The organism is Bacillus sp. FSL M7-0003, assembly GCF_038628485.1.
GTDB lineage: Bacteria > Bacillota > Bacilli > Bacillales > Bacillaceae > Bacillus > Bacillus safensis.
Window position 1 is genome coordinate 1,589,963 of record NZ_CP152024.1, and the last position, 14,327, is coordinate 1,604,289.

Annotated in this window: 7 protein-coding genes; all 7 read left to right on the top strand. The window is 42.5% G+C overall.

What is annotated here, in order from left to right; all coding sequences use genetic code 11:
• Nucleotide 1 precedes the first annotated feature (1 nt).
• The 7 genes from dxr to MHI23_RS08125 all read left to right on the top strand — a co-directional run bounded on the left by dxr (nucleotide 2) and on the right by MHI23_RS08125 (nucleotide 14,315).
• Complete coding sequence (gene dxr, locus MHI23_RS08095; protein WP_024424147.1) at nucleotides 2–1,153, top strand: 1-deoxy-D-xylulose-5-phosphate reductoisomerase; 1,152 nt, start codon at nucleotides 2–4, stop codon at nucleotides 1,151–1,153.
• Nucleotides 1,154–1,159: 6 nt separating this feature from the next.
• The gene (gene rseP, locus MHI23_RS08100; protein ID WP_087975441.1) at nucleotides 1,160–2,425 is read left to right on the top strand and encodes an RIP metalloprotease RseP; all 1,266 of its coding nucleotides are present in this window, start codon (nucleotides 1,160–1,162) and stop codon (nucleotides 2,423–2,425) included.
• Nucleotides 2,426–2,505: 80 nt separating this feature from the next.
• The gene (locus MHI23_RS08105; protein WP_056766449.1) at nucleotides 2,506–4,203 is read left to right on the top strand and encodes a proline--tRNA ligase; all 1,698 of its coding nucleotides are present in this window, start codon (nucleotides 2,506–2,508) and stop codon (nucleotides 4,201–4,203) included.
• 133 nt (nucleotides 4,204–4,336) lie between these two features.
• A complete protein-coding gene (locus MHI23_RS08110) occupies nucleotides 4,337–8,590 on the top strand; it encodes a PolC-type DNA polymerase III (protein WP_242056707.1) in 4,254 nt (1,417 codons plus the stop codon).
• Between the two features lie 425 nt (nucleotides 8,591–9,015).
• On the top strand, nucleotides 9,016–10,866 hold the full coding sequence (locus MHI23_RS08115; RefSeq protein ID WP_024426995.1) for a glycoside hydrolase family 9 protein: 1,851 nt from the start codon (nucleotides 9,016–9,018) through the stop codon (nucleotides 10,864–10,866).
• A 32-nt stretch (nucleotides 10,867–10,898) separates the two neighbouring features.
• The gene (locus tag MHI23_RS08120) at nucleotides 10,899–13,004 is read left to right on the top strand and encodes a glycoside hydrolase family 48 protein (RefSeq protein ID WP_342492428.1); all 2,106 of its coding nucleotides are present in this window, start codon (nucleotides 10,899–10,901) and stop codon (nucleotides 13,002–13,004) included.
• Nucleotides 13,005–13,085: 81 nt separating this feature from the next.
• Complete coding sequence (locus MHI23_RS08125; protein WP_125586777.1) at nucleotides 13,086–14,315, top strand: endo-1,4-beta-xylanase; 1,230 nt, start codon at nucleotides 13,086–13,088, stop codon at nucleotides 14,313–14,315.
• Nucleotides 14,316–14,327 lie beyond the last annotated feature (12 nt).

Here is a 14,327-nt window from a genome sequence, read left to right on the forward strand (position 1 = left end):
TTTGAAATATATTTCGCTATTAGGCGCAACAGGATCAATTGGAGAACAAACGTTAGATGTGATCAGTCAGCACCCGGACAAGTTTAAGCTGAAAGCCATGACATTTGGCAGAAATATAGCAAAGGCGATTCCGATCATTGAGCGCTTTCAGCCTGAATTCGTCGGCTGTGTAGACGAAGAAACCTATCACATGCTAAAAAATCATTCATTTGCATACGATGTGAAGCTGGCTGCTGGTGATGAAGCCAACATCGAGGCAGCGACCTATGATGCAGTGGACGTAGTGGTCAATGCACTTGTAGGAAGTGTTGGACTTGTTCCAACATTAAAGGCCATTGAACAAAAAAAGACGATTGCTCTCGCAAATAAGGAAACACTTGTGACAGCTGGTCATATAGTAAAAGAGTACGCTAAAACATATGATGTACCTTTACTTCCTGTCGATAGTGAGCATTCCGCTATTTTTCAATGCCTGCAAGGTGAACAAGCTAAAAATATTGAACGTTTAATCGTGACAGCTTCAGGTGGTAGTTTCCGAGATAAAAAACGAACTGAACTTGAAGGTGTTACGGTTGAAGAAGCGCTGAACCACCCGAACTGGTCGATGGGAGCGAAAATCACCATTGATTCAGCGACGATGATGAATAAAGGGCTCGAGGTGATCGAGGCACATTGGTTGTTTGATATCCCTTATGAACAAATTGATGTGCTGCTACATAAAGAGAGCATTATCCATTCGATGGTGGAATTTCACGACAAAAGCGTCATGGCTCAGTTAGGGACACCTGACATGAGAGTGCCTATTCAATATGCACTCACATACCCTGACAGGGCGCCGTTACAAGAAGCGAAATCATTGAACCTTTGGGAGATTGGACAATTGAATTTCCAAAAAGCGGATTTTGACAGGTATCGCTGCTTACATTTTGCTTATGAATCAGGTAAAATAGGAGGGACAATGCCTGCTGTACTTAATGCAGCAAATGAAATGGCAGTCGATGCATTTCTGAAAGGCAAAGTAACGTTCCTGCAAATTGAAGAATTGATTGAAAAGGCACTAATCAGACATCATGTGATTTCAACGCCTAGTTTGCAAGATATCCATGAAGTGGACAAAGATACACGAGACTTTGTTCAATCAATCCTCACATAAGGTGGTATGTTCGTGAATACAGTGATTGCGTTTATTATTATTTTTGGAACGCTCGTTTTTTTCCACGAGCTTGGCCATTTAATTATGGCGCAGCGCGCGGGGATTTTATGCCGCGAGTTCGCAATTGGTTTTGGGCCGAAGATTTTCTCCTTTAAACGAAAAGAAACCGTTTATACCATTAGACTTCTCCCTATTGGCGGATTTGTTAAAATGGCCGGAGAGGACCCTGAAGTTATCGAAATTAAACCAGGTCATACAGTGGGGCTCTTATTCAATGAGCAAAATGAAGTAGAAAAGATCATTTTAAATGATAAAGAAAAATATCCTGATGCACTTGTCATCGAAGTTGAGCAGATTGATTTAGATCATGCTATGAGAATCTCGGGATATGAAGCTGGAAATGAAGATATTCTGACTGGCTACAATGTCAGTCAAACAAGCTTCTATATTGCAGATGGTGAAGAAATTCAAATCGCACCATACAATCGTCAATTTGGTTCAAAAACAGTTTGGCAGCGAATTAAAGCCATCGCAGCTGGACCGATTATGAACTTTATCCTGGCGTATGTGATTTTGGTTGCTTTAGGTTTTATTCAAGGGGTAACCGTTGATGATCCTGTACTCGGTAAGCTGACGAAAGACGGCCGAGCGGCTGAGGCTGGACTCATGCAGGGAGATCACATCGTGTCCATTAACGGCGAGAAAATGAATTCTTGGACAGACGTCGTTCAAACAGTTCAAAAGAACCCTGAGAAAAAAATGAATGTCGTCATTGACCGAGACGGCAAAGAAAGCACTGTGCAGGTTGTACCAGAAGCTGTAAAAGCAGATGGGAAAAGCATTGGCCGTTTCGGATCATATCCGCCAACGGAAAATGGATTTTTGAAAGTTATTTCATCTTCTGGAACAACTGTCATTTCAACGGCAGGTCTGATCTTAACGAACTTGCAAAAAATTGTCACAGGACAATTTTCACTAGACATGTTAGCAGGTCCTGTTGGAATTTATGACATGACAGGAGAAGTAGCCAAACAAGGTGTGTTAACATTAATGCAGTTTGCGGCGTTCCTCAGTATCAACCTAGGCATCGTGAATTTGTTACCGATTCCTGCATTAGACGGAGGACGTTTACTATTCTTATTTGTTGAAGCCATTCGCGGTAAACCAATTAATCGTGAGAAGGAAGCACTTGTTGTCTTTATCGGTGTTGCTTTCCTCATGCTGTTAATGTTAGTGGTAACGTGGAATGACATTCAGCGGTTATTTTTATAAAAACCATTCTCTCTTGTTTCTCATTCCGGGAAACAAGAGTTTTTGTGAGAAGTCCTATTTCATAAATGAGGTGTAACGACATGAGACAATCCCTGACTTTCATTCCAACTCTTCGAGAGGTGCCGGCAGATGCTGAGGCAAAAAGTCATCAACTCTTAGTAAGAGCTGGGTTTATTAGACAAAATACAAGTGGAATCTATCATTATCTGCCGCTTGCGCATAAAGTCATTCAGCATATTCAATCGATCGTCCGCAAGGAAATGGAAAAGGCAGGCGCAGCTGAGCTGTTAATGCCAGTGCTGCAGCAGGCAGAAATGTGGCAAGAGTCAGGAAGATGGTATACATACGGTCCAGAACTGATGCGTATGAAGGATCGCCATGGCCGCGAATTTGCGCTTGGCCCAACCCACGAAGAAGTGATCACATCGCTAGTACGCAGCGAAGTGAAATCGTATAAGAAGCTTCCTTTAACTTTATATCAAATTCAATCAAAATTCCGTGATGAACAGAGACCACGCTTTGGACTGCTGCGCGGACGTGAATTTATCATGAAGGATGCATACTCATTCCATTCTTCACCAGAAAGCCTTGATGAGACATACAACAAAATGTTTACGGCTTACACTAATGTGTTCTCAAAAGTGGGTCTCAATTTTAGACCAGTCATTGCAGATTCTGGGGCAATGGGAGGAAAAGATACGCATGAGTTCATGGCGCTTTCAGAAGTCGGAGAGGATACCATCGCTTATTCTGATACTTCCTCATATGCTGCAAACATTGAAATGGCTGAGGCTGTATATCACGGAGAAGAAGCAAATCCTGCGGACTTCAAAGAACTTGAAAAAGTCCACACACCGCAAGTGAAAACCATTCAAGATGTGGCTGAATTTTTAGAAGTTGATCCTTCTGCTTGCATTAAATCTGTTTTGTTTAAAGCAGATGATGCGTATGTTCTCATTATTACTAGAGGTGATCATGAAGTAAATGATGTGAAAGTGAAAAACTTGGTAGGAGCACAGCTTGTCGAGCTTGCTTCACGCGAAGAAGTGCTGGAAGTCATTGGAACTGAGCCTGGATTTGTTGGACCTGTTAAATTGGAAGCAGAAGTCGATATTTATGCGGACCTTGCTGTGAAGGGAATGACAAATGCAGTCGCTGGTGCAAACGAAGCGGATTATCATTATGTCAATGTCAATCCTGCACGTGACGTGTCAGTAAAAGAATTCACAGATCTTCGCTTGATTCAAGAAGGAGATGTTTCTCCAGATGGGGAAGGCACAATCCAGTTTGCAAAAGGGATTGAAGTAGGACAAGTCTTTAAACTAGGCACTCGTTATTCTGAGTCGATGGATGCAACGTACCTCGATGAGAATGGTCGTGCGCAGCCAATGATTATGGGCTGCTATGGCATCGGCATCTCTAGAACACTGTCAGCGATTGTTGAACAGCATCACGATGAGAAAGGAATCATTTGGCCGGAAACAGTGGCACCATATGACCTTCACCTCCTTGCATTAAATATGAAAAACGATGCGCAGAAAGAACTGGCTGAAACGTTGTACGAGCGATTAGAAGATGAAGGTTTCGACGTACTTTTCGATGACCGCCAGGAGCGTGCAGGAGTAAAATTTGCAGACAGTGATTTAATTGGACTGCCAATTCGTATTAGCTGCGGAAAACGTTCAGAAGAAGGTATAGTAGAAGTGAAGTTTAGAAAATCAGGTGAATCACATGAAGTATCTGTTGATGATCTGATTTCATTTATACGCCAAGCATAAAACGAACAAAAAAATGAAGGTACCTCCTGTAGAAAAGAGGTACCTTTCTGATTGACAAAAGGAGGGTCCTGTCTTGGATGAACAATTACCGATCACACGGCGGCAATTTCATATATTACTCAATCAGATTCAAATGACAGATGATGACCTCAGTCGTTACTTTGAAGAAGGAGAAATCGTCAAATTGACGGTGCATAAGGCGACGAAAACTTGGCATTTCCTTTTTAAATTTAAGGCGCTTTTGCCTTACAAAGTATACGCCATGTTTCTCAGCAGGCTGACAAATGCATTTTCACATATTGCACAAATTACTTGTACGATTGAAGTGAGTGATCCGCACATATCTGAAGAACTCGTGCAATCGTACTGGTCACATTGTGTGGAAGAACTTCAAGGAATTTCTCCCCCAATCATCAGCTTGCTTCAGCAGCAAAAACCATCGCTGTCTGGACATAAAATCATCATTAAAACGAAAAGCGAAACAGAGGCACTCGCTATTAAGAAGAAGTACAGCCCGATGCTCCAGGCCGCATTTAAAAAAGTGGGCTTTCCAGAGCTGCAATTCGATACAGAAATTTTTGTATCAGATCAAGAGATTCAGAAGTTCAGAGAACAAAAGCTTGCTGAAGATCAAGAAAGAGCCATGCAAGCCCTCACTGAGATGGAGAAGAAAGAAAGTGAGGAGCAGAATGAAGCTCCGTCAGGCCCTCTGATGATTGGCTATCAAATCAAAGACAATGAAGAAATTCGTACGCTTGACAGTATCATGGACGAGGAAAGAAGAATTACCGTTCAAGGCTACGTATTCGATGCAGAAACGCGTGAGCTGAAAAGCGGGAGAACGCTTTGTATCTTTAAGATCACAGATTATACAAACAGTATTTTGATCAAAATGTTTGCAAGAGAAAAAGAAGATGCTCAGCTGATGAAATCATTGAAAAAAGGCATGTGGGTGAAAGCAAGAGGAAGCATTCAAAATGATACGTTTGTCAGAGATCTTGTCATGATCGCTAATGATGTCAATGAAATCAAACCGCAGCTGAAAGAAGATACAGCACCTGAGGGTGAAAAGCGTGTGGAGCTTCATTTACATTCCCCTATGAGCCAAATGGATGCTGTCACTGGCATTGGCAGACTTGTTGAACAAGCAAAAAAATGGGGACATGAAGCAATTGCCCTGACAGATCATGCCGTTGTACAATCCTTCCCAGATGCGTATGCAGCAAGTAAAAAGCATGGCATCAAAATGATGTACGGTGTGGAAATCAACTTAGTAGACGACGGGGTACCGATTGCATATAACCCAGAGCACCGCTTGTTAGAGGATGCGACGTATGTCGTATTCGACGTTGAGACAACTGGACTTTCAGCTGTTTATGACACGATCATTGAGCTTGCAGCAGTGAAAATAAAAGGCGGGGAAATTATTGACCGCTTTGAGGCATTTGCAAATCCCCATCACCCGTTATCAGCGACCACCATCGAATTAACAGGTATCACCGATGATATGGTGAGAGATGCACCAGATGTCGTCGACGTCGTACGGGATTTCAAAGAATGGATTGGACAAGATATCCTTGTTGCGCACAATGCGAGCTTTGATATGGGCTTTTTAAATGCAGCGTATAAACGCCTGTTAAAAACAGATAAAGCGTCAAACCCTGTCATTGATACACTTGAACTTGGCCGGTTCCTTTACCCTGAATTTAAAAATCACCGGCTGAACACCCTTTGTAAAAAGTTCGATATTGAACTGACGCAGCATCACCGGGCGATTTATGATGCAGAGGCGACAGGCTATCTCATGCTGAAGATGCTAAAAGATGCGGCTGAAAAAGAGATTGCCTATCACGATCAATTGAATGAAAACATGGGGCAGTCGAATGCTTACCAGCGCTCACGTCCTTACCATGCGACTTTGATTGCTCAAAATGAGACAGGTCTTAAGAATTTATTTAAGCTTGTTTCACTTTCTCATATTCATTATTTCTACCGGGTCCCGCGTATTCCGCGCTCTCAACTTGAGAAATATCGAGAAGGTTTAATTGTTGGGTCTGCTTGTGATAAGGGTGAGGTATTTGAAGGAATGATGCAAAAGTCACCTGATGAGGTGGAAGACATTGCAGCATTTTATGACTATTTAGAAGTACATCCGCCAGAAGTGTATCAGCACCTGCTGCAGCTTGAGCTTGTTCGAGATGAACGTGCGTTAAAAGAAATCATCACAAACATTGTCAAGCTTGGCGAAAAGTTGAATAAACCAGTTGTGGCGACTGGAAATGTACATTACCTGCATCCAGAGGACAAAATTTATCGTAAAATCTTAATTTCATCACAGGGTGGAGCGAATCCGCTGAACCGCCATGAACTGCCAAAAGTTCATTTTAGAACGACAGATGAAATGCTCGAAGCCTTCTCCTTCCTAGGAGACGAAAAAGCGAAAGAGATCGTCGTAACAAATACGCAAAAAGTATCTGAGATGGTCGAAAGCATTAAACCTATTAAAGATGATCTTTACACACCAAAAATTGAAGGTGCAGATGAAGAAATACGGGAAATGAGCTATCAAATGGCGCGCAGCATCTACGGAGATGATTTGCCGAAAATCGTAGAAGATCGCATTGAGAAAGAATTAAAAAGTATTATCGGTCATGGATTCGCCGTTATTTACTTAATCTCTCATAAGCTCGTAAAAAAATCACTTGATGATGGATATCTCGTTGGTTCAAGGGGATCTGTCGGCTCATCTCTTGTTGCGACATTAACAGAGATTACTGAAGTGAATCCACTTGCACCTCATTATGTATGCCCAAGCTGTAAGCACTCTGAGTTCTTTAATGACGGATCTGTTGGTTCAGGCTTTGACCTTCCTGATAAGGACTGTCCAGAATGTGGAGCGCCGTATAAAAAAGATGGACATGATATTCCGTTTGAAACGTTCTTAGGTTTTAAAGGAGACAAAGTCCCTGATATTGATTTGAACTTCTCAGGCGAATATCAGCCGATCGCACATAACTATACGAAAGAGTTGTTCGGTGAAGATTATGTATACCGAGCAGGTACGATTGGTACCGTTGCAGAAAAAACAGCATATGGTTACGTAAAAGGCTATGCAGGGGATCATAACCTTCATATGAGAGGCGCTGAAATCGACCGGCTTGTACAAGGCTGTACAGGAGTAAAACGGACAACAGGCCAGCATCCAGGCGGGATTATCGTAGTGCCTGATTATATGGACATTTACGATTTCTCACCTATTCAATACCCAGCAGATGCGACAGGTTCCGATTGGAAGACGACACATTTTGATTTCCATTCGATCCACGATAACTTGTTGAAGCTGGATATTCTTGGGCACGATGATCCAACGGTCATTCGTATGCTTCAAGATTTAAGCGGAATTGATCCAAAAACGATTCCAACAGATGACCCTGAAGTCATGAAGATTTTCCAAGGGACAGAGCCACTAGGTGTCACAGAAGAGCAAATTGGCTGTAAAACAGGCACACTCGGTATCCCAGAATTTGGGACAAGATTTGTTCGGCAAATGCTAGAGGATACAAAACCAACGACTTTCTCAGAGCTTGTTCAGATTTCTGGACTATCACACGGAACGGATGTTTGGCTCGGAAATGCGCAAGAGCTCATTCACAATAAAACGTGTGAACTAAGTGAAGTAATTGGGTGCCGTGATGATATTATGGTCTATCTCATCTATCAAGGCTTAGAGCCGTCACTTGCCTTTAAAATCATGGAATCTGTTCGTAAAGGAAAAGGACTTCCTCCTGAATGGGAAGAAGAAATGAAGAATAATAATGTACCAAACTGGTATATTGATTCTTGTAAAAAAATCAAATACATGTTCCCTAAAGCCCACGCGGCTGCTTATGTGTTAATGGCTGTTCGTATTGCTTATTTCAAGGTGCATCATGCACTCCTGTACTATGCGGCTTACTTTACCGTTCGTGCGGATGACTTTGATATTGAAACGATGACAAAAGGATCGAATGCGATTCGAGCTGTTATGGACGATATTAATTCAAAAGGTTTAGATGCATCACCGAAAGAAAAGAACCTATTAACTGTACTAGAGCTTGCCCTTGAAATGTGTGAAAGAGGCTACCACTTCAAAAAAGTTGACCTTTACCGCTCAAGTGCAACAGAGTTTATCATTGATGGAGACGGATTAATACCGCCATTCAACTCCATCCCTGGACTCGGTACAAACGTTGCGTTAAATATTGTCCGCGCGCGGCAAGATGGGGAATTCCTCTCAAAAGAAGATTTACAAAAACGCGGAAAAGTGTCGAAGACCATCCTTGAATATTTAGATCGTCAAGGCTGTTTAGAAGCACTTCCTGATCAAAACCAGCTTTCTTTATTTTAATGTGATAAATAAGAGCGCCCTAAAAGGGCGTTCTTTTCTTTATATACAATAATTTTATTATGTTAACTAATAAAGATTTCTTATCAATTGGAATTATTTTCTTATTCGTTCATATATCTTGATTTAGCGTGATGTTTTAAGAGAAGAGATTGTATGTCATTCTTTCTACCCAAATAGAGCTCAAAAGAGAATTTCGCCGTCTGAAATGTTCTTAAGCGACATATGATCATTCTGGGTACAGTCAGAAGGAGAATCAAGAGAAAACCTTCGATGAGCGTAAAGCTGATTGCTGTTTACTATGCTTATTTTTGAAACATATTTGATTCTTTTCAAAACTGTACAGATCACGAAACGAAGGATAGAAAGGAGGCGGTTGCGTCTATTGATCAATTTTTCACTAAAAAGAAGGGGTGAGCAATAGAGAAATGGCATCTTACAACTATGTAGAGGTTTTACAAAAATCCATGCTGTTTTATGAAGCGCAGCGGTCAGGCCGGCTTCCGGAAAGCAATCGTCTTAACTGGCGGGGAGATTCTGGACTAGAGGACGGGAAGGATGTTGGGCATGACTTAACTGGCGGCTGGTATGATGCAGGAGATCATGTGAAATTTGGACTTCCGATGGCTTACTCAGCAGCCGTGCTTGCATGGACAGTATATGAATACCGGGAAGCTTATGAAAAAGCAGAATTGCTTGATGAGATCTTAGATCAAATCAAGTGGGCAACAGATTATTTTTTGAAAGCACATACAGGACCGAATGAATTTTGGGCGCAAGTAGGTGATGGAAACGCCGATCATGCTTGGTGGGGGCCAGCAGAAGTGATGCCGATGAACCGGCCAGCTTTTAAAATTGATGAACATTGTCCTGGCACAGAAGTAGCTGCACAAACTGCGGCGGCTTTAGCAGCAGGTTCTATCATTTTTAAAGAAACAGATGCGTCCTATGCAGCAAAGCTTTTAACACACGCCAAACAGCTATATGCATTTGCTGACAAGTATCGCGGCAAATATACTGATTGTGTCACCAATGCGCAGCCATTTTACAACTCCTGGAGCGGCTATGTTGACGAACTTATTTGGGGTGGAATCTGGCTGTACTTGGCGACAAATGAAGAAACCTATTTAAACAAAGCATTAAAAGCGGTAGAGGAATGGCCGAAGGATTGGGATTATACGTTTACCATGTCATGGGACAATACTTTTTTTGCTTCACAAATCTTACTAGCAAGAATCACGAAAGAAAACAGATTTATAGAATCGACAGAGCGCAATCTTGATTACTGGACCACAGGTCTTGTTCAAAATGGAAAAGTAGAAAGAATCACCTATACGCCTGGCGGCTTGGCATGGCTGGATCAATGGGGTTCACTTCGTTATGCCGCCAATGCAGCATTTTTAGCCTTTGTCTATGCTGATTGGGTATCTGATCAAGAAAAGAAAAATCGATACCAATCGTTTGCGATTAAGCAAACTCACTATATGTTAGGTGATAATCCGCGGAATAGAAGCTACGTCGTTGGGTTTGGCCAGAATCCGCCGAAGCACCCGCACCACCGTACTGCACATGGCTCATGGTCTAACCAGCTGACAAATCCTCCATCTCACCGGCACACTCTTTATGGAGCGCTTGTAGGGGGTCCTAATGCACAGGATCAATATGATGATGACATCTCTGATTATATATCTAACGAGGTGGCGACCGATTATAATGCCGCCTTTACTGGAAATATCGCCAAAATGGTGCAACTGTTTGGTGAAGGGCAATCAAAGCTGCCAAATTTCCCGCCTAAAGAACAAGTGGAGGATGAGTTTTTTGTAGAGGCAGCTGTGATGCATAACGATACAACATCTACTCAAGTGAAAGCAGTGTTGTACAACAGGTCCGGCTGGCCGGCAAGAAGCAGTCAAACACTATCTTTTAGATATTACGTCAATCTGAGCGAGGTCTTTGCAAAGGGATTCACTGAAAAGGATATTCAAGTGACAGCAGCCTACAATGAAGGCGCTTCCTTATCGCCTTTAAAAGTATATGACGCATCAAGCCGCGTCTATTTTGCAGAAATCGATTTTACGGGCGTAGCTATTTCTCCTAGAGGAGAATCTGAGCATAAGAAGGAAATACAATTTCGATTATCTGCTTCAAATGGGTCGAATATATGGGATGCCTCAAATGATTATTCCTATCAAGGATTAACATCCAATATGCAAAAAACAACAAAGATTCCCGTCTTTGACGATGGTGTTTTAGTATTTGGCACACTTCCAGACAAATAAAAATCAACGATTTTATTGAAAGGGTGAAGGACTTGTCAAACAAAGAACGGTTTTTAACGCTTTATCATCAAATCAAAAGCGATGCGAATGGATATTTTTCACCAGAAGGAATTCCGTATCATTCAATCGAGACACTCATTTGTGAAGCACCTGATTACGGGCATATGACAACTTCAGAAGCATATAGCTATTGGCTGTGGCTTGAGGTGCTGTACGGACATTACACAGGGGACTGGAGCAAATTAGAGGCAGCTTGGGACAATATGGAGAAGTACATCATCCCAGTCAATGAAGATGGAAATGATGAGCAGCCGCATATGAATGCTTACAATCCGTCCAGCCCAGCCACATACGCAGCAGAGAAACCATTTCCGGATCAATACCCAAGCCAGTTGACCGGTGCTCGTCCTGCTGGTCAAGATCCAATTGATAGTGAATTGAAATCAACCTATGGGACGAATGAAACGTATTTAATGCACTGGCTCCTTGACGTAGATAACTGGTATGGCTATGGCAACTTGCTCAACCCATCACATACAGCCGCCTATGTGAACACATTCCAGCGTGGTCCGCAAGAATCTGTGTGGGAGTCCATCCCTCATCCATCACAGGACGATAAATCTTTTGGTAAGCCGAATGAAGGCTTTATGAGTTTGTTCACAAAAGAAAATCAAGCTCCAGCTGCCCAGTGGCGCTATACGAATGCGACGGATGCTGATGCGCGCGCGATACAAGCGATGTATTGGGCAAAGGAGCTCGGCTATAATCGGTCAGCTTATCTTGATAAAGCGAAAAAAATGGGGGATTTCCTCCGTTACGGTATGTACGATAAATATTTTCAAACGATTGGAAGCGGGAAGCAGGGGAATCCGTATCCTGGAAACGGAAAGGGTGCCTGTCATTACTTAATGGCATGGTATACCTCTTGGGGCGGAGGACTTGGGGAGTATGCAAACTGGTCATGGCGTATCGGAGCGAGCCATTGTCATCAAGGATATCAAAATCCTGTCGCTGCTTATGCTTTATCCTCAGATAAAGGAGGCTTAAAGCCATCTTCAGCAACAGGAGCAAGCGATTGGGAAAAAACACTAAAGAGACAGCTTGAATTTTACGTATGGCTTCAATCGAAAGAAGGAGCCATAGCAGGAGGCGCAACCAGTAGCTGGAATGGAGACTATAGCGCTTATCCAGCAGGAAGAAGTACTTTTTATGATATGGCATATGAAGATGCACCTGTTTACCTTGACCCGCCTTCAAATAACTGGTTTGGAATGCAGGCGTGGCCAATGGAGCGCGTAGCAGAGCTTTATTATATTTTTGTAAAAGATGGCGACAAAACATCTGAAAATGTCCAAATGGCCAAATCTGTCATAACAAAATGGGTCAGCTATGCCTTAGATTACATTTTTATCGGCAGCCGTCCTGTGTCAGATGAAGAGGGTTATTTCTTAGATGAACAAGGACAGAGAATTCTAGGAGGAACGAATGTTTCGGTTGCTACAACAAGTGCGCCTGGAGAGTTTTGGCTTCCTGGAAATATTGCTTGGAGCGGACAGCCTGATACTTGGAATGGGTTCCAGTCTGCAACAGGAAATCCAAATTTAACAGCTGTAACTAAAGATCCGACTCAGGATACGGGCGTATTAGGAAGTCTAGCCAAAGCTTTGATATTCTTTGCTGCAGCCACAAAGCAGGAAACAGGTGATTATACAGCGCTTGGTGCAAGAGCGAAAGATGCAGCCGCGCAGCTCCTAGAGGTTGCATGGAATTACAATGATGGCGTCGGCATAGTGACAGAGGAAGATAGAGAAGACTATGACCGTTTCTTTAGAAAAGAAGTGTATTTCCCAAATGGATGGAACGGGACATTTGGTCAAGGAAATCAGATTCCTGGAGCCAGCACCATTCCTTCTGACCCGCAACGAGGAGGGAATGGGGTCTATACGAGTTTTGCTGATCTTCGTCCGAAGATTAAACAAGATCCAGCATGGTCTTCACTCGAAAGTAAATATCAGTCTTCATTTAATGAAGCTACAGGCAAATGGGAGAATGGCGCACCAGTTTTCACTTATCACCGCTTCTGGTCTCAAGTGGATATGGCCACTGCCTATGCTGAATACCATCGTCTGATCAACTAAGAGGTTAAAAGCAAGCTGCCGGCTTCTAGCCGGCAGTTTGAATAGGTAATATGAATCCAATGAAGATAAGGGTGATTTCACATGGTCAAAGAAAGAAGCTTTCTTCATCATTCATTCAATAGGGGCGAAAACGGGCAGGGAAATCTGATGTGGAAAAAAGAGGCGGATGATCGAATCTCAGAGCATAGACAAAGAGATCTTGTGATCAACGTGACAAACGGCGAAAAAAAGCCAATAGCAGGAATAGAGGTTGAAATAAAGCAAATCAGACATGAATTCGCCTTTGGTTCAGCGATGAATGATCAAGTGTTATTTAATCAACAATATGCTGATTTTTTCGTGAAGCATTTTAATTGGGCTGTTTTTGAAAATGAAGCAAAATGGTATGCGAATGAGCCAGAAAGAGGGAAAATCACCTACGAAAAAGCAGATGCGATGCTGAATTTTGCAGATCGACATCAGCTTCCAGTGAGGGGGCACGCTTTATTTTGGGAGGTAGAGGATGCGAATCCAAGCTGGCTAAGGTCACTGCCAAATCACGAAGTATATGAAGCCATGAAAAACCGGCTTGAGCATGCGGGCAATCACTTTAAGGGAAGGTTCCGTCATTGGGATGTAAACAATGAAATGATGCATGGTTCATTTTTTAAAGATCGCTTTGGGAAAAATATTTGGAAGTGGATGTATGAAGAAACGAAAAAAATTGACCCTCAAGCACTATTGTTTGTGAATGATTATAATGTGATCTCTTATGGTGAACACCATGCCTATAAAGCGCATATCAATGAACTGCGTCAGTTAGGCGCACCTATTGAGGCGATTGGGGTTCAAGGCCATTTTGAAGAACGGGTCGATCCAGTCATTGTCAAAGAGAGGCTCGATGTGCTGGCTGAGCTTGGTCTTCCAATATGGGTCACAGAGTACGATTCTGTTCACCCTGACCCTAATAGAAGAGCGGATAACCTGGAAGCTTTATATCGCGTCGCATTTAGTCATCCAGCCGTAAAAGGAGTGCTGATGTGGGGATTTTGGGCAGGTGCCCATTGGAGAGGTGAACATGCAGCCATCGTGAATTATGATTGGTCTTTAAATGAAGCAGGACGACGTTATGAAAAGCTTCTAAATGAGTGGACGACCCAAAGAGTTGAAAAAACCGATGCTAATGGCCATGTGAAATGTCCAGCATTTCACGGAACATATGAGATTCAAATCGGTAAAGAAAATAAAATGCTCAAACAGCAGACGATTGAACTTGATTCAAATGAACAAACACCGTTTCAACTAGACGTAATCCTGCCTCAAGAAGGATAGAGATAGATTGTG

Coding starts and splice junctions, on each gene's coding strand:
- MHI23_RS08125 (WP_125586777.1), top strand. CDS start 13,086: ATGGTCAAAGAAAGAAGCTTTCTTCATCATTCATTCAATAGGGGCGAA.
- rseP (WP_087975441.1), top strand. CDS start 1,160: ATGTTCGTGAATACAGTGATTGCGTTTATTATTATTTTTGGAACGCTC.
- MHI23_RS08115 (WP_024426995.1), top strand. CDS start 9,016: ATGGCATCTTACAACTATGTAGAGGTTTTACAAAAATCCATGCTGTTT.
- MHI23_RS08110 (WP_242056707.1), top strand. CDS start 4,337: ATGACAGATGATGACCTCAGTCGTTACTTTGAAGAAGGAGAAATCGTC.
- MHI23_RS08105 (WP_056766449.1), top strand. CDS start 2,506: ATGAGACAATCCCTGACTTTCATTCCAACTCTTCGAGAGGTGCCGGCA.